The organism is Meiothermus taiwanensis WR-220, from assembly GCF_003568585.1.
GTDB classification, from domain to species: domain Bacteria; phylum Deinococcota; class Deinococci; order Deinococcales; family Thermaceae; genus Meiothermus; species Meiothermus taiwanensis.
In genome coordinates this window covers 1,639,757-1,658,911 of record NZ_CP021130.1, presented here as the reverse complement: position 1 = coordinate 1,658,911, position 19,155 = coordinate 1,639,757, and the positions used below count along the sequence as shown (strand labels likewise).

16 protein-coding genes, 1 tRNA gene and 1 pseudogene are annotated in these 19,155 nt (G+C 61.8%); 10 read left to right on the top strand and 8 right to left on the bottom strand.

Translation table 11 applies throughout. The features are described 5' to 3' along the window. Nucleotides 1-90 precede the first annotated feature (90 nt). The 4 genes and pseudogenes from rho to MTAI_RS08175 all read left to right on the top strand — a co-directional run bounded on the left by rho (nucleotide 91) and on the right by MTAI_RS08175 (nucleotide 4,061). Nucleotides 91-1,367 (top strand): annotated as a pseudogene (gene rho, locus MTAI_RS08190) (transcription termination factor Rho). A gap of 123 nt (nucleotides 1,368-1,490) precedes the next feature. Beyond that, entirely contained in the window at nucleotides 1,491-2,699 is a 1,209-nt protein-coding gene (locus tag MTAI_RS08185; RefSeq protein ID WP_051349820.1) for a LysM peptidoglycan-binding domain-containing M23 family metallopeptidase, read from the top strand. A gap of 81 nt (nucleotides 2,700-2,780) precedes the next feature. Then, a complete protein-coding gene (locus MTAI_RS08180; protein ID WP_027887901.1) occupies nucleotides 2,781-3,407 on the top strand; it encodes a zinc metalloprotease in 627 nt (208 codons plus the stop codon). Beyond that, nucleotides 3,408-4,061, top strand: a complete 654-nt coding sequence (locus tag MTAI_RS08175; protein ID WP_027887902.1) for a site-2 protease family protein — start codon at nucleotides 3,408-3,410, stop codon at nucleotides 4,059-4,061. Nucleotides 4,062-4,219: 158 nt separating this feature from the next. On the opposite strand, the gene sucD is transcribed toward MTAI_RS08175, so the two are convergent. From sucD to MTAI_RS08160, 3 genes are all read right to left on the bottom strand, one after another. Then, on the bottom strand, nucleotides 4,220-5,092 hold the full coding sequence (gene sucD, locus MTAI_RS08170; RefSeq protein WP_027887903.1) for a succinate--CoA ligase subunit alpha: 873 nt from the start codon (nucleotides 5,090-5,092) through the stop codon (nucleotides 4,220-4,222). Continuing rightward, entirely contained in the window at nucleotides 5,089-6,225 is a 1,137-nt protein-coding gene (sucC, locus tag MTAI_RS08165) for an ADP-forming succinate--CoA ligase subunit beta (protein WP_027887904.1), read from the bottom strand. Before sucC ends, sucD begins: the two co-directional genes overlap by 4 nt. Before the next feature lie 245 nt (nucleotides 6,226-6,470). Further along, nucleotides 6,471-9,029 (bottom strand): G8 domain-containing protein, encoded by a 2,559-nt coding sequence (locus MTAI_RS08160; protein ID WP_027887905.1) that lies wholly within the window; start codon nucleotides 9,027-9,029, stop codon nucleotides 6,471-6,473. Between the two features lie 204 nt (nucleotides 9,030-9,233). Here MTAI_RS08160 and MTAI_RS08155 point away from each other — a divergent pair. The 6 genes from MTAI_RS08155 to MTAI_RS08130 all read left to right on the top strand — a co-directional run bounded on the left by MTAI_RS08155 (nucleotide 9,234) and on the right by MTAI_RS08130 (nucleotide 12,955). Then, nucleotides 9,234-9,310, top strand: a tRNA-Pro gene (locus MTAI_RS08155). 151 nt (nucleotides 9,311-9,461) lie between these two features. Then, nucleotides 9,462-9,836 carry an FxLYD domain-containing protein gene (locus MTAI_RS08150; RefSeq protein WP_027887906.1) on the top strand — a complete coding sequence of 125 codons (375 nt, stop codon included), beginning with the start codon at nucleotides 9,462-9,464 and terminating at the stop codon, nucleotides 9,834-9,836. 36 nt (nucleotides 9,837-9,872) lie between these two features. Further along, nucleotides 9,873-10,274 (top strand): hypothetical protein, encoded by a 402-nt coding sequence (locus MTAI_RS08145; RefSeq protein WP_027887907.1) that lies wholly within the window; start codon nucleotides 9,873-9,875, stop codon nucleotides 10,272-10,274. Nucleotides 10,275-10,280: 6 nt separating this feature from the next. Beyond that, entirely contained in the window at nucleotides 10,281-10,817 is a 537-nt protein-coding gene (locus MTAI_RS08140) for an RsmD family RNA methyltransferase (RefSeq protein ID WP_027887908.1), read from the top strand. Between the two features lie 47 nt (nucleotides 10,818-10,864). After that, a complete protein-coding gene (coaD, locus tag MTAI_RS08135; RefSeq protein WP_027887909.1) occupies nucleotides 10,865-11,362 on the top strand; it encodes a pantetheine-phosphate adenylyltransferase in 498 nt (165 codons plus the stop codon). 3 nt (nucleotides 11,363-11,365) lie between these two features. Further along, entirely contained in the window at nucleotides 11,366-12,955 is a 1,590-nt protein-coding gene (locus MTAI_RS08130; protein WP_027887910.1) for an aldehyde dehydrogenase family protein, read from the top strand. A gap of 14 nt (nucleotides 12,956-12,969) precedes the next feature. Here MTAI_RS08130 and MTAI_RS08125 read toward each other — a convergent pair whose 3' ends face one another. From MTAI_RS08125 to MTAI_RS08105, 5 genes are all read right to left on the bottom strand, one after another. After that, nucleotides 12,970-14,187, bottom strand: a complete 1,218-nt coding sequence (locus tag MTAI_RS08125; RefSeq protein ID WP_036196980.1) for a vWA domain-containing protein — start codon at nucleotides 14,185-14,187, stop codon at nucleotides 12,970-12,972. A gap of 17 nt (nucleotides 14,188-14,204) precedes the next feature. After that, nucleotides 14,205-15,101: an AAA family ATPase gene (locus MTAI_RS08120; protein WP_027887912.1), complete on the bottom strand. Its 897-nt coding sequence runs from the start codon at nucleotides 15,099-15,101 to the stop codon at nucleotides 14,205-14,207. Continuing rightward, nucleotides 15,098-16,162, bottom strand: a complete 1,065-nt coding sequence (locus tag MTAI_RS08115) for an XdhC family protein (RefSeq protein WP_027887913.1) — start codon at nucleotides 16,160-16,162, stop codon at nucleotides 15,098-15,100. Before MTAI_RS08115 ends, MTAI_RS08120 begins: the two co-directional genes overlap by 4 nt. A 59-nt stretch (nucleotides 16,163-16,221) precedes the next feature. Further along, nucleotides 16,222-16,671, bottom strand: coding sequence for an SRPBCC family protein (locus tag MTAI_RS08110; RefSeq protein WP_027887914.1), 450 nt, complete (start codon nucleotides 16,669-16,671; stop codon nucleotides 16,222-16,224). 62 nt (nucleotides 16,672-16,733) lie between these two features. Next, complete coding sequence (locus tag MTAI_RS08105; protein ID WP_027887915.1) at nucleotides 16,734-19,133, bottom strand: aerobic carbon-monoxide dehydrogenase large subunit; 2,400 nt, start codon at nucleotides 19,131-19,133, stop codon at nucleotides 16,734-16,736. Between the last annotated feature and the right edge of the window lie 22 nt (nucleotides 19,134-19,155).

The following is a 19,155-nucleotide window of genomic DNA, read 5'->3' as shown; positions in this document are numbered from 1 at the left end:
AAGCAAAATGGAGTAACCACCATGCCCAAATCCAGCACTGCCGATCCCAACGCCGAAGCTCAGGTCACCGTGACCCGCACCGGCAAGAAAATACGCCGCAAAGTCGAGAATAAAGTTCCTCTGAGCTACCAGGAGCTTTCGAGCCGCATCCTGCCCGAGCTGCACCTACTGGCTGCGGAAGCCGGCATTCCCAACTACAAAAAGCTCTCCAAGGACGAGCTGGTCATGCTTTTGCTCTCGCAGGAGGCCAGCGAAGAGGGGCTGGTGATTGCCAAGGGCTACCTGGAGATCAGCCAGGACGGCTACGGCTTTTTGCAGGAAGACCTCTACGACCTCGACTCCCGCACGGCCATCGTTTCGGCGGGCCTGATCAAGCAGTACCAGCTACGCACCGGCGACTATGTGGTGGGCAAGGCCCGGGTGGCCCGTGAAAACGAGCGCTACGGCACGCTGATGAAAGTCGAGGCGGTCAACAACCTCGACCCCGAAGCGGCCGCCAAACGCCCCAAGTTCGACGACCTGATTCCGCAGTTCCCCGACCGCCAGATTATCCTCGAGACCACCGGGGAGGAGTCCTCCAACCGCGTCATAGACCTGCTGGCACCCATCGGGCGGGGGCAGCGCGGCCTGATTGTGGCGCCGCCCAAGGCCGGTAAGACCACCCTCTTGAAGAAGGTGGCTCGAGCCGTGCTCAGAAACGAGCCCGATATCAAAGTGATCGTGCTGCTGATTGACGAGCGCCCCGAAGAGGTCACCGACTTCCGCGAGTCGGTCGAGGGGGCCGAGGTGATCGCCTCCACCTTCGACGAGCCGCCGCAGAACCACATCCGGGTGGCCGAGTTCGTGCACGAGCGGAGCCGCCGGATTGTCGAGGAGGGCGGGCACGTTCTGATTCTGCTGGACTCCATCACCCGTCTGGCCCGGGCCAACAACCTGGTGACCCCCCCACCGGGCGCACCCTCTCCGGCGGTCTGGACTCCGCCGCCCTGCACTTCCCCAAGCGCTTCCTGGGGGCGGCCCGCAACATTCGCGGCGGTGGCTCGCTCACCATCCTGGCTACGGCCCTGGTCGAAACCGGCAGCCGCATGGACGATGTGATCTTCGAGGAGTTCAAGGGCACCGGCAACATGGAGCTGCACCTCTCGCGCCGGCTGGAAGAGCGCCGCATCTTCCCGGCCATCGATATCCTCAAATCGGGCACCCGCCGCGAGGAGCTGCTGCTGGGCGAGGAGGTCATCCAGAAGATGTGGCTCTTGCGCAAGGTGCTGGCCGATATGGATCCCGCCGAGGCCATGGAAATGCTGCTTGCGCGCCTGTCTCGCACCAAGACCAATAAAGAGTTCCTTGCAACTTTGGGTGGAAAGTAGGTATACTTCCACCGGAAGTCATCGGGAACCCAGAAAATGCTCTGCGCTACATTCTGAGGTTCCGCTAAAGGAGCTGCTGCTTTTAGGGATCTTCCAAAGAAAAGCGCAGCCTCGGAGGTTGACTTGGCTATCAGCGAACTCTTGAGCAGTGTCTTGGCGACGGGAATCTTCAGTCTGCCACTGGGGCTGACCCAGCCCAACCTGCCGGGAACTGAGATCAAAGTGGGTGCGCCTGCGCGCAAAGGCTGGGTGATCTACACCGTACGCCCTGGTGATACCCTGAGCCAGATTGCCAGCCGATACCGGGTAGATGCCAGGGCCATCATGTACAGCAGCGGCCTACAAAGCGCTGTGTTGCGGCCTGGGCAGGAGCTGCGCATCCCTCTGGTTGAAGAGATCAACAATGAGACCCGCCTCCCACCTGGGGTTCGAGCCTATATCGTGCGCAACGGTGATACCGTGCAGTCGATTGCCAGGCGTTTCGACCTGACCATTCTGGGGCTGGTTTCGGCAAATCCAGGCTTACAAAGCCTGGATCGTCTCGATGTGGGCTCCACCTTGTACATTCCTACGGGGGAGCCCGGTTTGCTGCTGCAGCTCAAAAAAGGGGAGACCATCCACGATCTGGCTCAGCGTTTTGGTCTTTCGGTTACCGAAGTGGCCAAGGCCAACGGACTGGACTCGCCCACCGATGTGCGAGCCGGCGATATGGTCTTGCTGCCCAGGGTGCAGGCCAGGGCAACCTATCAGCGTCTCCTGCAAATTCAGGAAGCTGAGCGCCGGGCCCGCGAAGAGGAAGCCCGTCGACTGGCGGAGCAGCGCCGCAAGCAGGAGGAGGCCCGACAAAAGCAGTTGGCCGAGCAGCGTCGCTTGCAGGCGCAATCAAGGGCGCGCCTGCAACAACAGACGCAAAGTCAGCCCCGCCTGCGCCCGGCCAATGCGGTGGTGGCTGCGGCCGGCTACCGCTGGCCGATCTCAAACTTTACCATCACCACCTACTTTGGGCGGCGCGGTGTGTTCCAGCGCTTTCATACCGGCATCGATCTGGCCGCACCTGCAGGCACACCCGTTTACGCGGCCAGGGCTGGACAGATCGATACTGCCGGGTGGAGCCGCTATGGTTATGGCTTGCACGTCATTATCAACCACGGCGGGGCACAGGAGACCCTTTATGCCCACATGTCGCGGATTGTGGTTCGCCCAGGGCAGTGGGTAGATAGGGGAGACCTCATCGGTTATGTGGGCTCGACGGGGTGGAGCACGGGCCCGCACCTGCACTTCGAGGTGCGGGTTGGTGGGGCTGCTCGCAACCCGCTGGCCTATCTACCCTAAGGGCTGGATGCTTTTTCAGCGCCACGCAATGTTTTGCCGGAGCTAACCTAAACGCTTGTAAACCCGTAAACTAGTAACGACATGTTTTTCTTTGAGCTCCTAGGTAGAGATCCTTTGGCCTATCTGGTGGCCTTTGCTGCGGCTGCCTTTGGTCTGGTTGTCCATAACCTGTTTCAAGCCTATCTAGCTGATCGTTACAGGGACAGCGAGCCCAGGCGTTACGGTTTTCTGACCGTTGAGCCTCGAGTGCACCTGGATGGTCTGGGTCTGATTTTTCTGGCGCTTCTTGGCTTTGGTTTTCCACGCCTGGTTCCCTGGCGGTTGTTTGGTTCCAAAGGAGCCCAAACTGCGCTGATGGGGCCGCTGGGTTTTTTTGTGGCTGCTTTCTTCTACATCTTATTTGGAAGGCTTCTGGACAGCCTGGGGCCGGCGACCTCGAGCATCGCCCTGGGCTTTACAATAGCCGGTTCCTTGATGATCAGCCACGCCGCGGTTTTTCTGTTCCCTGTACCTCCCCTGGATGGGGCAAGGGTGGTATATGCGATTGGTAGCCCTGAGGCGCGGCGTTTTATGGATCAGCTACAAAGCTACGGCTTTGTAGGCTTCTTCCTTATCTTCCTGGTTTTGAATCTGACCGGGATCCTGCCGGCCATCCGGGAGGGCCTGGGTGGTTTGCTAAACAACCTATTCGCTGCGATTGGCTTGTAGATGGGCTTACTACCGCTTCTGCAAACCGACCCCCTGGCTTTCGGCCTGGTGGTGCTGGTGCTGCTAGTTTCCTTGGCACTGCACGAGTGGGGGCACGCGATCACGGCGCTGTGGATGGGCGATTCGACCGCTAAAGACCAGGGCCGGGTAACCCTCAATCCCATCAAGCACCTGGATCTCATCGGCTCAATTATGATTCTCCTGGTTGGCTTTGGCTGGGCTAAGCCCGTGCCGATTTATCCACCCAACTTTCGCCAGTATCGCCTTGGGCTTTTTGTGGTCTCGATAGCGGGAATTTGCATCAACTTATGCATCGCCGCCCTACTCGCCGGACTGCTACGCTGGATGCTTGTATCCGGTCTTTTAGAGAATCCCAGCCATGGGCTTCTAATCGTGGCCCAGGCTATGGTTGTGGCAGCCAGCATCAACCTGACCTTGGCAGTGTTCAACCTGCTACCTATTCCACCCTTGGATGGCTCCAAAATATTGCAAAGTTTTCTTCCTCTACGCTGGCACCCTTACATCTGGCGTTTGGAAGCAAACCCCACCTATGCCATTGTGGCCATGCTGTTGCTGCTGACGGTGTTCCGGCAACCCCTGGGTAGTTTTCTCGGTCTGGTGCGAACGCGGTTTTTTGATGCCTTTGGCCTTTGATGGCGACCACCATCAAACCAATCCGTTCAAAAGTCCGGGCAGCCAGCGGTTGATACCGGATTATCCAAAGCAAAAACCTCCAGAGGTTATCTTTATTGAATCCTAGAGCAAACCCGACAGGGTTGCTCGCGACCCCGTCGGGTTTCTGCTACAAGCTGCTAGCCAAGTTTGGCGCGTACCAGCTCCACGATGTCGTCGATGGTATCGGCCACGGGTATGTTGGCCTCGGCGAAGGCGGCCAGCTTGCTTTCCGGGGTGCCAACACTTCCCATAATGATGGCCCCAGCGTGGCCCATTTTCTTGCCCTTGGGGGCGCTTCGCCCACCGATAAAACCCACCACCGGCTTCTTCATGTGCTCCTTAACATAGGCAGCGGCATCTTCCTCGTCGGAGCCGCCAATCTCACCACAAAGCACGACCGCGTGGGTTTCTGGGTCTTCGTTGAAAAGGGGCAGCAGATCCTTGAAGGTGGTGCCGATGATGGGGTCACCGCCGATACCAATGCAGGTGGAGATGCCGTACCCTGCGTCCGACAGGGCCTTGGCGGTTTCATAGGTGACGGTGCCCGAGCGGGAGATCAGCCCAACCCGACCTTTCTTGAATACGCTGGCGGGCATGATGCCCAGCTTGCACTCTTCGGGGGTGATAAGGCCGGGGCAGTTGCCCCCAATTAGGCGGACGTTCTGCATGGCCTTGATCTCGGCCACGGCTTTGACCATATCCAGGGTGGGGATGCCCTCAGTGATCAGCACCACCAAGGGCACACCGGCGTGCGCCGCCTCGAGGGCCGCATCGGCCGCGGCTGGAGCGGGCACAAAGATAATAGAAGCGTCCACCCGGTGATGTTTGGTGGCTTCCTTTACGGTATCGTAGACCGGCACGCCCAGCATGGTCTGGCCTCCTTTGCCAGGGGTTACACCCGCAACCACCTTGGTGCCAGCCTTCATCATGGCCTCGGTGTGGAAGGCCCCTTCGCGTCCGGTGATGCCCTGTACGATGACCTGGGTGTCTTTATTAACAAGAATGCTCACTTCGTACCTCCCGTCATCGAGATGATGGCTTTGGCGGCTTCCACCGAGGTGGGATACATATACACGGGGCGGCCTTTCAGAAGGGCTTTGGCTTCTTCTTCAGCAGTACCGGCGACGCGCATAGCCACTGGTTTGGTGAGGAGGCCTTCGTCCAGCGCGCGGATGACCCCCTTGGCCACCTCGTCGGCGCGGGTTATGCCTCCAAAAATGTTGATGAAGACACCTTTCACGTCGGGGTCTTTAAGCACCACCTTGAGTGCGTTGTACACGATGTCGGCTTTGGCACCGCCTCCGATATCTAGGAAGTTGGCCGCCTTGCCGCCGCAGCGCTGAACCAGATCCAGGGTGTACATGACCAGTCCTGCGCCGTTGCCGATCACGCCGATGTTTCCGTCGAGCTTGACATAGCTAAAGCCGTAGTTGGATGCCTCGACCTCGAGGGGGTGCTCGGCCTCGAACTCACGCAGGGGGGTCAGATCGGGGTGGCGGTAAAGCGCGTTGTCGTCGAGCACAATTTTGGCGTCGGCGGCAACCACCTCGCCAGAGTCGGTGATCACCAGTGGGTTGATCTCGGCGGTAGAGGCATCGATGCCTACATAAGCCTGGTAGAGCTTGACCAGCACATCGGCCAGCTTGTTGAGGTTGCCCTCCATGCCGGCGCGCTTGACCAGCTCCCGCGCTTCGAAGGGACGCAGGCCCTTATGGGGGTCGATGGGATATTTGATCAGGGCGTGGGGGCGGGCCGCCGCCACCTCTTCGATGTCCACACCACCCTCTTTGGAGAGCATCAACACCACCCGCTGGCTTACCCGATCCAGGATCATGCCTGCGTAGTATTCCTTTGCGATGTGCAGCCCCTTGGCTACCAGGACTTTCTTGGTAATAAAGCCGTTGATGTTAAGGCCCAGTATCTGGGCAGCCTTTTCGCGGGCCTCTTCAGGGGTTCGGGCTAGCTTAACGCCCCCGGCTTTGCCTCTCCCACCTGTGTGCACCTGGGCTTTGATAACCACCAGGTCGCCGTACTCGCTGGCGATTTGCTTGGCCTCGTCGGCAGTAAAGGCGATCTTGCCGGGGGGAACCGGGATGCCGTACTTGGCGAGGATCTCTTTGGCCTGATATTCGTGTAGGTTCACACTTGCCTCCGTGCATTTAGCGTTTTGCCAACCTAACGGCTACTCATTGCCGCTCGCCATTATAAGTTCTTTTTCACAGGTTATGCGAAACCCGCGGACTTGTTGGATAGATCCTAAATAGCGGATTCAAAAAGATAGCCATCCAAAGCAAAGATCTCCAGGGGCTATTTTCCTGAATCCTAGCGCACACCCCTTGCTATGCACAGCGTATCCCTTTGGTGTCGAACTAACCGAACCCAGTGGGTTCACCTACATAGATCGTTACGGCAAATATCCAGCACCGCCCAGTCGCGTCCCGGCTGGTTGCGTACCACCAGTTTCACCCACAACGTACCGCCCTCGGCCCAGTAACGGTCTCCGGTGCTGTTATCGAAATCGGCTCGCGAGGCCGCTCGAGGCAGTTTATTGCGGTTGTCTATCCAGTAATCGCGGTAGATGAACGGCTCCCCACTGTAAGGGATGGCCAGGTTGATGAACTCCCCCGGTGCACTGTCGTCAAAGCGCAACCTGAGCTTGTTGGGTACGTCTCCGGTTAGGCTGAGCGTGTAGCTGCGCCCCTTGATCACGGTGGCCCCAAACTCGGTGTTGGCCCCCTCTTGGGGCTTGCCCCACATGCGGAAGACCGGATGACTGCCGTCGTTGCGGCTCAGGGAGACCGGGGCGATGTTGCCGCCGCTCTGGTTGTAAATATACAGACGACCGTAGCTGTAGTTGCAAATTCCGGCGTTCCAATCAGTCCTAATTTCGCAGTTGGTATCGAGCAGGAAGGGCGTATTGAGCACGATGGTATGGCCGGGGCGGCCCCCCACCGAACCGTCGATATCCACAAAAACCGCGCCCCGGTATCCGTCGGCATTCTTATCTTCGGCGATTTCTTCAGGGGTGGGCTCGGGGCGTGGGGGCAGGTATACGGGTTTGGCGTTGGTGAATCGAGCGCCCTGGGCAAAGTTGCGGCTGTCAATGGCGAAAGCGGTGAAGCGCAGATAGCTCATGGCGCTGGCTTCGCGGGTGGTGGTGTGGCTGCCCTGGGCATTGTGGATTCGCAAGGGTTGGAAGTTGATGAACTGTACATTGCGGAAGCCAACTTTACCGTCGTAGAACTCGAAGCCGCGAATGGGGAAATTGTCCGCGATGGGGCCCCCGCTACCAGCGGCCCAGGGTCGCGGGAGGCTGCGGCCATCCACACCGCGAAACTCCCAGTTTTCTGGGAAGCCCTTGTTCTCGCTGTCGCCGACGATGAGCGAGTCCTCCAGCGTGCTCTCCTGGGAGGCGAAGGTTACGCCAATGGCGTTGTCGGCCAGCCTGGCCCCGGTGACTTTGTGGTTAATACCGCGCAGCCAGGCTGCATTGTTACGGTTTTTGTAGGCGGTAAAGTTTTTGAACTCAGCCAATACAGGTGGGTTTTCGCTGTCGTTGTTGCTGGGGTTGCCGGGGTTGGTGCGGGGGTTGTAATAGGTGGTCTCCGATTCCAGGGTGTTTTTGTTTGGGCCGCGGTCGACCATCAGGCCATCCCAGTTGGAGTGGGCCACATTCCCCGAGAACTCACCCAATGGGGTGCGGCGGGGCCAGATGCTGGTGGTGGCCGAGGGGCCGGTGGGGTTTTCGGGCAATGCGTACCAGAAGCCGGTGTGGTCGGAGCCGGCGGCCACGTTGTTCCGCACGATGTTGTCGGGGTGGGTGATCCAGAAGGTGGCCGGGGTTTTGTCGGTGGGGATTACACCCTGTTCGCCCTTGGCTGGGTCGGGTTTGCGGGTCAGGATGCCCAGGTTGCCCTCGAGCCGGTTTTTGCTCTCGGCGCCGTCCTCGAGGAAGTAGCAGTGGCCCAGGGTGTTATAGGCCACATTACCCACGACCTCCACCCCGCTGGTGCCATGGATGGTCACACAGCGGTTGAAGCTTTCGTGGATGGAGGAGTGCTTGATGTACTGCCCAGCGGCATTGCCCATCAGGTGCCAGTGGATGGGGTAGCGGGCCAGCAAGTTGCGCTGTCCCATGCGATACAGCTCTACCCCAGAGACCCGCATGATGCTGCCCATCATGGCCATGATGTGGCCTCCAAAACCGGAGCTGCTCGACGAATCGTCCCCCCGGATCAGGATGTTGCGGGAAAGCAGCCCTACCTCGGCCCGCTGATCGACCCCGTAGGTAACCTCACCAAAATGGGGGTATCTGAGGGGGGCGTCCAGGGTAATGGTATTGCCGCTGATTGCCTGGATGGTGCGCACCTCGGCCTGCCGGGGGTTGTAGTCGGTGGAAGCCAGCACAATGCGGTCTCCCACGCGCCAGCCGCTGGCGTCCAGTACGGTGATCTGGGTGGCGCCGGCGGGTGCGGTCTGGGCCAGTTGGGTCCAGCCCTTGCGCGGCTCGCCGTGGAGGTCTAAGATACCGCCCATCACCCCCAGCACCTTGGTGCCCATGCCCATCTGGTCTTCGTTGGGGTTGTTGCCGGTGAGGGTGATGACGGCGCGGTTGCGGAAGGGCTGGCTGGGGGTGCCGACCTCGAGCTTCCCATGCACCATAATCCAGTCGGCGCTCAGCTCCAGGTCTCGATTATCGAAGCGCAGAACGCCGTTGATGGTCAGGCCCTTGAGGGGGGGTGGGTTCATGTCGAGCACCACGGCCAGATTGCGGGGAATCACCACCACCTCGCCGGCGCGGGGTAGCTGTCCGCTGGGCCAGGTGCTGGGATCTGACCACACACCAGTACGGCTGGGGTTGGGGCCGTCGTGGGTAAGGGGGCCTGCGCTATCGGTGTTGCAGGCGGCTAGAATAACGATTATTAGCAGACCGAGCCAGCGTATCATCCAGTTTCCTCTAATGTTCTCTTAGAAAGGTGGCCCCTGCAAGGGTGTTTATGACGCTAACTTTCAAGATACGGGTTAAGTAACTCTAGTTTGTTTGGTGTTGCATTAAGACCTGCTTCATCTAAACACAACCCCTACCATGAGAACCACCCAGCGGCCTAGACAAAGCGTCACGTCCGCTCTATACTCAGTACTCGCTGGCGCCGAGGAGTAGCGCAGCCTGGTAGCGCACCTGCTTCGGGAGCAGGGGGTCGCTGGTTCGAATCCAGTCTCCTCGACCAACTCAAACCATACAGCTCGTGCCAACCCGAGGGTTCTCACCAGGTTAAAATAACGCTCGGTAAAACTCGTAAAGGGTTAAACTAAAGCCCTACAGACTGTAGGGCAGGGTCGGGAGCCTTTCCAGGGTATCCGTACAAAACGGTTCGGGTTATGAAGCGTTTTTTAGTGCTTATCGGCACCCTCGCGGTTGTTGGGATGGCGGCCGCGCAGTCGAGCCCTTACCGCTTAAGGGTGCTGTCGTGGAGCTGCCAGGCCTTTTCGCGAGGGGTGCTGATTCAGGGCACGGTGCGCAACATCAGCAACCGGCCCTTGCAGGACTTGCGGGTGAACGCCCGGATTATTGGCCCAGGGCTGCGCATGGCTACCAACTCGGCGCCTTTGCAGGATCGCAACCTGATGCCAGGGGAGTCGGCCCGCTTTGAGCTGCGGGTTCGTACCAACTTCGATACGGTGAGCCGCTGTGAGCTGTGGTTCCGCAACCCTCGAGTCGTCCAGATTGCTACCCTGGTGCCCAACCCCCGTTGAGGTGCTGAATAGCGGATATTTGGTAACATTGCGGCTATGAGATTAAGCCTCATCGCTTTGGGAATCTTCTTGTTTTTGGGCCTGGGCTGTGCGCAGGGGGTGGTGTACAAGTTGCGCGTAACTGAGTGGAGCTGTACGCCCAGCGCCGGGGTAATGATTGCCCGGGGAACTGTGGTCAACCAGTCGGGCCAGACGCTCAACAACGTGCGCGTCAACCTACGGGTGGTGGACAAGGTTGTTACCACGGTCAACGGGGTTCCGAACCGGAAGGTGTATGGCACCAACTCGGCCCCAATTGCCGTGCGAAGCCTGGTCAACGGGGCCAGCAGCCGCTTTGAGGTGCGGGTTCGGCCCACCCAGAGCCAGGGCGTGCAGTGCCAGATCTGGTTCCGTAACCCGGACATCGTGCAAATCCCCACCCGCGTGCCGGGTCAGTAACTCGTTATGTTGCGAATTTTGGGTGGAACCGCCAAAGGGGTGGCCCTGAAGGTGCCAGACTCGGCGCGGCCCAGCCCGGTGCGCCTGCGCAAGGCCCTCTTCGACTTTTTGCGCTTTAGGTATCCCCGCCGGGGCCGTTTCCTGGATTTGTACGCGGGTAGTGGCGCGGTGGGCCTCGAGGCCGCTTCGGAGGGCTTTGAAACCACCCTGGTGGAAAAGGATCGGCAGGCCATTCAGTTTTTGCGGGAGAATGCCACCAAGGCCCGCCTGAAGGTCAGGATCGAGGGGGTGCCGGTGGAGCGCTACTTGCAGGAAGCCAGGCGCCAGGGCCTGCTTTTCACGGTGGCTTTTATGGCCCCGCCCTATCCCCACGACCTGCTGCAAGACTTTGAAAGGCTGCTCGAGGCGCGGGTGGTCGAAGCGGGGGGGCTGTACATCCTGCAACACCCCAGCGACCTGCACCTGCCGATGGGGGAGCGACGGGTGTATGGCTACAACTGCCTCACCATCATCGAGGCCGAGATGGTCGGGCCGAGGGTTTGACCCGAGGCGCTTTTCCATGTGAAGATACGGGCCGAAAGCGAGGCACTATGCACGTGGTTTACCCAGGCAGTTTTGACCCTTTGCACAACGGGCATTTTGACGTAATCCAGCGGGCCTCGAGGCACTTCGCAAAGGTCACGGTGGCGGTGCTCGAGAACCCCTCCAAGCGGGGGCTATGGCTGTTCACGCCCCTGGAGCGTGTGGAGATCATCCGACGGGCGGTGGCCTCGGCCCGGCTTTCCAACGTGGAAGTGGATACCTTCCACGGCCTTCTGGCCGAGTACATGAAGCAGATTGGCTCGAGGGTCATCGTCAAGGGGCTGCGGGCGGTCTCCGACTACGAGAACGAGCTGCAAATGGCCCACCTGAACCGCCAGTACGGCAACCACCCGGAGACCTTTTTCATCATGGCCGCCACCCGCTGGTCGTTTGTCTCCTCCACCATGGTCAAGGAGATTGCCCGCTACGGGGGCGACGTCTCCAAGCTGGTGCCCCCGGCCACGGCGGAAGCCCTGCGGGAAAAACTCAGCTCTGTGGAGAAGTGAAGTATGCAGACACACCCGAGCAAATACGGCAAAGCCCTGGAAATAGGTCACCTGATCGGGGGAGAAGAGGTCTTCGAGGGCCGGCTGCTCGAGCGCCGCAACCCCGCCGACCATGCCGACCTAATCGCCCGTTTCCCCGAAGCCTCCAAAGAAACCCTGCGTAAAGCGGCTCGGGCAGCCCAGAAAGCCTTCCAGGACTGGTCGCGCACCCCGGCCCCGGTGCGCGGGGCGGTGCTGATGAACCTGGCCGAGGTGCTGACCCGTGAAAAAGCCACCCTGGTGCGGCTGATGGTGCGCGAGGTGGGCAAGACCTTCAAGGAAGCCGGTGGGGATGTGCAGGAGGCCATCGACACCGCGATCTTCTTCGCCTCGGAAGGCCGCCGGCTCTACGGCCAGACCGTGCCCAGCGAGATGAAGAACAAGGAGCTCTTCACCTTCCGCCGGCCCCTCGGGGTGGTAGGGATGATCACGGCGGGCAACTTCCCCATCGCGGTGCCCTCCTGGAAGCTGATCCCGGCCGTTCTGACCGGGAACACCGTGGTCTGGAAGCCCTCCGACGATTCCCCGGCCTTGTCGTATGTTCTGGTGAAGCTTTTTGAGGAGGCGGGCCTGCCCCCTGGGGTGATCAACGTGGTCTTTGGGGGGGGCAAGGACTCCACGGGCCAGTGGCTGGTGGAGCTGATGGACGAGGGGCTTCTGAACAAGTTTGCCTTTACCGGAAGCACCGCGGTGGGGCGCTGGATTGGCGAGGTGGCGGGCCGCAACCTGCTGCGCCCGACCCTCGAGCTCGGCGGGAAAAACCCTTTGGTGGTGCTGCGCGACAGCGACCTCGAGCTGGCCGTGGAAGGGGCCTGGTGGAGCGCTTTCGCCACCGGCGGCCAGCGCTGCACCAGCGCCGGCAACATCATCGTAGACGCGCCCATTTACGAGGAGTTCAAAAAGCGCTTCCTGGAAAAAACCGAGTCTACGGTGGTGGGGAACCCGCTCGAGCACCCCGAGGTCACCTACGGGCCTTTTATCAACGCCCGCCTGTACGAGCGCTGGATGGAGCACTATAGCTGGGGAGAGGCCGACGGGGCCAGGTTGCTTTTTGGCAAGGGCCGCATCACCGCCTCCAGCCCCTACCCTCGCTTCAAAGGCGACCCCGAGGCGGGCCTGTTCGGCTGGCCTACGGTCTGGGAGGCCCGGCCGGGGATGCGGCAGTTTGAGCAGGAGATCTTCGGCCCGACCATCAACCTGGTGCGGGTGGACGGGCTGGACGAGGCCATCCAGGCGGCCAACGCCCACCCCTACGGGCTCTCGAGCGCGGTCTACACCAACCGCCGGGACTGGGCCTACCGCTTCAAAACCGAGATTAGGGCCGGCATGACCAGCATCAACAACTCCACCGTGGGGGCCGAGGCCCACCTGCCCTTTGGGGGTATCCGGGGCAGCGGCAACGGGGCGCGCGAGAGCGGGATCTGGGTGATCGAGGAGTACACCTACTGGCAGGCGGTGAACGAGGAGTACTCTGGCAGGCTGCAGCTCGCCCAGATGGACACCGACTACACCCAGCCCTGCCCGCCGACCAACTGGGGTGAGCTGCTGGGATAGCGCCGTGAATCAGGCTACTTGCGCAACCTGAGCCGCTGGGTAAGCCGGGCGAAGGCTGCGGGGTCTTCGGCGTTGCAGAAGCGGTCGAGGTAGGGCAGGGCTGTGTTCATGCAGTTGGCTCGAGGGTCGTAGCCCTTCTGGCTGAGCAGGGGGTTGAGCCAGATCAGGGCGGCGCTGCGCTGGCGGATTTTTCGCAGGGCAAGTTCCAGGATCTCTGGTGCTCCGGTATCCAGCCCGTCGCTGGCTACAATTACGATGCTGTCGCCGCGAATCAGGCTGCCGTACTGCTGCTCGAGCCGCAACAGGTTTTCCCCAATGCTGGTGCCGCCGCCCCAGGCCCGGCCCAGCCGGTGGAGCCGGGGCCGCTCGGAAAGGCTTTTGGCTTTTTCGAGCTGGCGGGTTATGCGCTCCATCTGGGTGGAGAAAACAAAGACCTCGACCCGGTTGCAGCGCATCCGCAGGGCATAGGCAAACTGCAACAGCCGGTCGGCGTAGTCCTGCATCGAGCGGCTCCCGTCGAGCACGAATATAAAGCGGGGCTGGCGTCTGGGGTGGTGCTGCCAGGCGGGGTAGATGGGGTCGCCGCCGGTGTGCAGGGCTTTGCGCAGGGTGCGCCGCAGGTGAAAGCGCGGCCCTTTGCTGGCCAGCTTCCAGCGGCGGCTGCGCCCCAGGCGCACCTGGTTGACCATCTGGGTGGCTGCCTGCAACATGGCCTCGAGGTCTTGTTGGGGTATCTCCACTTCCGGGGCCTCGGCCCCTTCGATACGGCTGAACATGGCCTTGAGCAGGGGGGCGGCCCAGTCGGCCTGGGTGTCTTCGTGGGGGTGTGGCCGGCCCTTACCGTTCAGATCCCCTGAGCCCTCCGGGTGTTCGGGAGGGGAAGACTGACGGGCCGGTATCGGCTCATGGCCTTCCTCCGGGCCGCCGGGGGTGGCTTTGTGGGGGTGGCTGGGGGCTGCCGGACGCTGCCGGCCCGAGAGGAAGAACTGAAAGAACAGGTCATCGAACACCCGCTCCTGCTCGAGGCTGCTGCACATGACCAGCTTGAGGGCCTGGCGAACCTCCTGCAGGCTGCCCAGGTGAACGGCCTCGAGCGCGCGCAAGCCGTCCTGTATTTCCTGGGGCCCGATCTTGAACTGCTGGGCGGTGCGGCGCAGGTATTCCCCGAAGGCCACCAGGTTTTTTAGCAGGTCGCCGTGAGGAAAACCGTCTTGCTGAGGAAAAGACGACATAACCGCCGGAGACGGTGCTAGACGACCAGCTCGGCAAGGCGGGCTTTATGGGCTTCCACCAGGGCCAGGTCGTCTTTGTCCTTGATGATTACGCCCCAGGTCTGCTCGAGAATGCTCATATCGAGCGAGTCCTTGTGCAGCGAGAGCAGCGCCTCGGCCCAGTCCAGGCTCTCGGCCACGCCGGGGGCTTTGTTCAGGGGCAGCTCGCGCAGGTGGGCCACCACCCTTGCAATTTTTTGCGCCAGCCGCTCGTTGATGCCCGGTAGCCGGGCCCGGATGATCTCCACCTCTTTTTCAAAGCTGGGGTAGTTCTGCCACAGGTACAAGCAGCGCCGCCGGAGGGCGTCCGATAGCTCGCGGCTGCGGTTGGAGGTCAGGATCACGTAGGGCCGGTGCCGGGCCTTGAGGGTGCCGAGCTCGGGGATGGTGACCTGGAACTCGGCTAAAAGCTCGAGCAAGAAAGCCTCGAACTCCTCGTCGGTGCGGTCTATCTCGTCAATCAGCAGCACCGGGGGCCGATCCTGCAAGATGGCCTCGAGCAGCGGGCGGCGCAGCAGGTAGGCCTCACTGAAAATCTCGGCCTCGCGCTGGGCCACGCTCTCGCCCGAGTTCTCGGTCAGGCGGATGTGCAGCATCTGCTTGGGGTAGTTCCACTCGTACAGGGCCTGGGCGGTGTCGAGGCCCTCGTAGCACTGCAGCCGAATCAGCCGGGTGTCCAGCACCTCGGCCAGGGTTTTGGCGACCTGGGTTTTGCCCACCCCCGCCGGTCCCTCGACCAGCAGCGGCTTTCGCAGGGCCATCACCAGCCGCAGGGCGGTGGCCAGGGGCAGGTCGGCGATGTAGTTGCGCTCACGCAGGACGGCCTGGATGCCCTCGACGCTCTGTAGAAGCGGATTCTGCTCAGCCGGGTTCATGCCCTATCCTTCAGGTACTTTTCCGGGTTCTTGAGGAACTTGGCGCGGCAGTTGGGACAGCTAAAGTAGTAGATCTGGCCCTGGTACTCGGCGCTGACGGCTTTGGCGATTTCGATCATCTCGCCGCTGGTGGGGTCGATGGCCATACCACTGGGGATGGCGGTGGGCGCTGAAACCACCGGCGTATCGGCTGCGATGGCTTGAACCTGCTCGATCGCCCGCAAGGGGTTTGGGGGGGCCTCGACGGCTACTTCCTGGGCGGCCTTTTGGTGCTTGAGCGAGATGATCTCGGCCAGGATCGAGATGGCCACCTCGTCGCGCCCGCGCCCCCCCAGGTCGAGCCCGGCGGGGTATTTGAGCTGGGGGAAGGTGGTTTTGGGCACCCCCAGCATTTCCAGGTTGTCCAGCACCGTGGCCCCGCGCTTGCGGCTCGCCACCAGCCCCAGGTAGGCCGGGCGGGGCATGTGCTGGGCGATGAGCATCAGGGCATCTTCGTCGTAGTGGCCCTGGGAGGCCACCACGATGTGAGTTTTGGCGGGGTTTTGCGCGTCGAGCCAGCTCCCCAGCTCGCGCCAGTCCAGCACCTGAATCTCGGACTCGAGGCTCACCCCGGCCAGCTCGGGCTTATCGCAGGCCAGGGTGACGGTGTAGTTCATGCGGGCGGCTATCTGGGCAGTGGTGAGGGCGATTTGCGAACCCCCCACCACCAGCAAGCGGGCTTTGCCGACCAGGGGCTCGATGTAGACGTCCACGGCGCCCTCGCTGGCGCAGGTCATGGGAATGACCACCTCGTCGGCGTGCTCGAGCACGGTTTTAGCCGCCGCCTCCGGGGTAATCCTGACCAGCCGGGGCTTGCCCAAGCGCAAGACCTCGAGGGCCTGCTTGCGCACAATCTCACGCGAACAGGCCCCCCCCACATACCCTTCAAAGCGCCCATCCTCAAAGATGATGGCCTTGTCGCCCAAGTGCGAGGAGACCGGGGCCTGGCGCGAGACCACCGTAGCCAGCGCAAAGGACTGGCCGCTCTGCTTGAGCTCGGCGATTCTGCTGTAGATGTCCATCTATCAAGCCTAAAGCCAGATCAAACTGGAAAATCATCCGCTAATCACAAAACGGGCGACTAAGCTTCGCTCATTTTTTGGCCCATGTTGGCAAATACCGTCTCGATAAGCCGCCTGGCCTGGGCGTCCAGCACCCGCCCCCCCACCGTAGCGGCGGGGCCGCTTACGGTGGCCTGGCCCTGCCAGTCGAGCAGGGTGGTCTGGTCGTCCTGGCCCTTAATATCGGCGCTGGCGGTAAGGTCGACGGCGCTGCCCAGCCCGCCGCCACGGATGCGCACCATCATTTTGTTTTCCTCTGGGCGGGGGTCGAGCTCGATGTTGAACTTGAAGGTACCCCGCACAGGCCCCACCGCCACCCCTACGGTGGCAACCATGTTTTTGTCGTCTTTGATCTCCACGCTCTTGAGGTCGGGCAGGCAGGAGGCTACTTTCTGGGGATCCTGGATGAAGCTCCAGACTTTTTCGGGGCTGGCCTGAACGTTTTCTTGACCCTTGTACTCGAGTTTCATCTTCTACCTCACAGATGCGAGTAGCCGATTAAGCCACCGGCTACCCGCGGCCAGGGATGGCTTTAGAAAGCGTCTATGCCGGCTGAGCGCAACACCCGCCAGACCTTTTCACGGGTGATGGGCATGTCGATATGGCGCACGCCCAGGTGGGCCAAAGCGTCCACCACGGCGTTCACGAAGGCGGCCGGGCTGCCCACGGTGGGGGATTCGCCCACCCCTTTGGCCCCAATGGGATGGTGGGGGCTGGGGGTCACGGTGTGGCCGGTCTCCCACTTGGGGGTCTCGAGGGCGGTGGGCAGCAGGTAATCGGTGAAGTTGGAGGCCAGGTGGTTGCCCTGCTCGTCGAAGGCGATCTCCTGCATGAAGGCCATGGCGAAGCCTTCGGTCAGGCCGCCGTGCACCTGCCCCTCCACAATCATGGGGTTGATGATGGTGCCGCAGTCGTCGATGGCCACGAAGCGGCGCACCTTGACCTCGCCGGTGCCTTTGTCGATGTCCACCACGCAGACGTAGGCCCCGTGGGGGAAGGTCAGGTTGGGGGGGTCGTAGTAGTAGGTGGTTTCCAGCCCAGGCTCCAAGCCCGGGGGCGGGTTGGTGTAGGCGGCAAAGGCCACCTCGTTCATGGTCACGCTCTTGCCGGGCACGCCCTTGACCTGGAACTTCTTGTCCACCCACTCCACGTCATTCTCGCCGACTTCCAACAGGTGGGCGGCAATCTTTTTAGCCTTCTCGCGGATGCGACGGGCGGCCAGGGCCATGGCCCCGCCGGCGGTGGGGGTGCTGCGGCTGGCGTAGGTGCCCAGGCCGTAGGGGGCGGTGTCGGTGTCGCCTTCCTCCACAATAATCTTGTCCACATCCAGGCCCAGCTCCTCCGAGACGATCTGGGCCCAGGTGGTCTCGTGGCCCTGGCCCTGGTGGCGCGTGCCGGCCCGCACGATGGCGGAGCCCGTGGGATGCACCCGAATCTCGGCCCCGTCGAACATCTTGATGCCCAGGATGTCGAAGTCCTTGCTGGGCCCGGCCCCCACGATCTCGGTAAAGGTGGAGATACCAATGCCCATCAGCTCGCCCCGGGCTCGTTTCTCGGCCTGCTCTTTACGCAGCTCGTGGTAGCCGATTCGCTCGAGCGCCACTTTCAGGGTTTTCTCGTAGTCGCCGGAGTCGTAGGTCCAGCCCAGGGCCGAGGGGTAGGGGAACTGGTGGGGCTGGATAAAGTTCTTGAGGCGCAGCTCGGCGGGGTCCATCTTGAGCTCGTGGGCCAGCACATCCATGCTGCGCTCAATCAGGTAGCTGGCCTCGGTTACGCGGAAGGAGCAGCGGTAGGCCACCCCGCCGGGGGCCTTGTTGGTGTAGACCGCCTCGACCTGGGCGTAGGCCTTCTGGAAGTCGTAGGAGCCGGTGCAGATGCTGAACAAGCCCGCCGGGTACTTGCTGGGGTCGGCGGCGGCGTCAAAGGCCCCGTGGTCGGCCAGGGTGTAGACCTTCATGGCCGTGACCCTGCCGTCTTTGGTAGCCCCAATCTCGATGTCCATGTGGAAATCGCGGGCGAAGCCGGTGGTGGTGAGGTTCTCGGTACGGGTCTCGACCCACTTGACCGGCGCCCCCAGCACGATGCTGCCCACGATGGCGCACACGTAGCCCGGATACACCGGCACCTTGTTGCCAAAGCCGCCACCAATATCGGGCGAGATGACCCGGATGTTGTTCTCGGGAATCTTGGTTACCAGCGACAGCACCGTGCGGATGGCGTGGGGCGCCTGGGTGGTCATGTAGACCGTAAGCCGCCCGGTGGCCCTGTTCATATCGCCGATGCAGCCGCAAGGCTCCAGGGGGGCCGGGTGGCTGCGGGGGTAGACCATGTGCTGCTTGATGCGTACCTCGGACTGGGCCAGGGCCTTTTCGGTTTCGTCCTTGGAGCCCACCTCCCAGGTCCAGATATGGTTGGGATGCCGCCGGGGGCCATGGGCCCCGCTCATCTGGTCTTTGATGTCTTCCCGCAGCACGGGCGCGTCGGGGGCGGTGGCTTTGTAGGGATCCACCACCACCGGTAGGGGCTCGTACTCGACCTGGACTGCGGCGGCCCCGTCGGCGGCGGCCTGACGGGTCTCGGCGTATACGGCGGCCACCTCCTGGTGCTGGTACAGCACCTTGCCGTCGGCCAGCACCATCTGTTTATCGCCGGCCAGGGTTGGAATCCAGGAAAGCCCCGCGGCGGCCAGGTCTTTGGCGGTGATAACGGCCTTGACACCGGGAATTTTCAGGGCCTCGCTGGTATCGATGTTCAGAATTTTAGCGTGGGCGTAGGGGCTATGCACCAGGGCCATGTAGAGCATGCCTGGAAGGTTGATATCGTCGAGGTAGTTGCCCTTGCCCACGATAAAGCGAGCATCTTCCTTGCGCTTGATGGCCTTGCCGAGCCCTTGGATGCCCTTGGGCTCGAGGTTGGGGGTTTGGACTGCCATGGGTGCTCCTTTCAGCCAAGAA

Excerpts from the sequence above, each read along its gene's own strand:
- MTAI_RS08125 (WP_036196980.1), bottom strand. The coding sequence starts at position 14,187 with ATGTCGTCTTTTCCTCAGCAAGACGGTTTTCCTCACGGCGACCTGCTA.
- MTAI_RS08145 (WP_027887907.1), top strand. The coding sequence starts at position 9,873 with ATGAGATTAAGCCTCATCGCTTTGGGAATCTTCTTGTTTTTGGGCCTG.
- MTAI_RS08115 (WP_027887913.1), bottom strand. The coding sequence starts at position 16,162 with ATGGACATCTACAGCAGAATCGCCGAGCTCAAGCAGAGCGGCCAGTCC.
- MTAI_RS08105 (WP_027887915.1), bottom strand. The coding sequence starts at position 19,133 with ATGGCAGTCCAAACCCCCAACCTCGAGCCCAAGGGCATCCAAGGGCTC.
- MTAI_RS08150 (WP_027887906.1), top strand. The coding sequence starts at position 9,462 with ATGAAGCGTTTTTTAGTGCTTATCGGCACCCTCGCGGTTGTTGGGATG.
- MTAI_RS08160 (WP_027887905.1), bottom strand. The coding sequence starts at position 9,029 with ATGATACGCTGGCTCGGTCTGCTAATAATCGTTATTCTAGCCGCCTGC.
- MTAI_RS08180 (WP_027887901.1), top strand. The coding sequence starts at position 2,781 with ATGTTTTTCTTTGAGCTCCTAGGTAGAGATCCTTTGGCCTATCTGGTG.
- MTAI_RS08120 (WP_027887912.1), bottom strand. The coding sequence starts at position 15,101 with ATGAACCCGGCTGAGCAGAATCCGCTTCTACAGAGCGTCGAGGGCATC.
- MTAI_RS08130 (WP_027887910.1), top strand. The coding sequence starts at position 11,366 with ATGCAGACACACCCGAGCAAATACGGCAAAGCCCTGGAAATAGGTCAC.
- MTAI_RS08110 (WP_027887914.1), bottom strand. The coding sequence starts at position 16,671 with ATGAAACTCGAGTACAAGGGTCAAGAAAACGTTCAGGCCAGCCCCGAA.
- coaD (WP_027887909.1), top strand. The coding sequence starts at position 10,865 with ATGCACGTGGTTTACCCAGGCAGTTTTGACCCTTTGCACAACGGGCAT.
- MTAI_RS08140 (WP_027887908.1), top strand. The coding sequence starts at position 10,281 with ATGTTGCGAATTTTGGGTGGAACCGCCAAAGGGGTGGCCCTGAAGGTG.
- MTAI_RS08175 (WP_027887902.1), top strand. The coding sequence starts at position 3,408 with ATGGGCTTACTACCGCTTCTGCAAACCGACCCCCTGGCTTTCGGCCTG.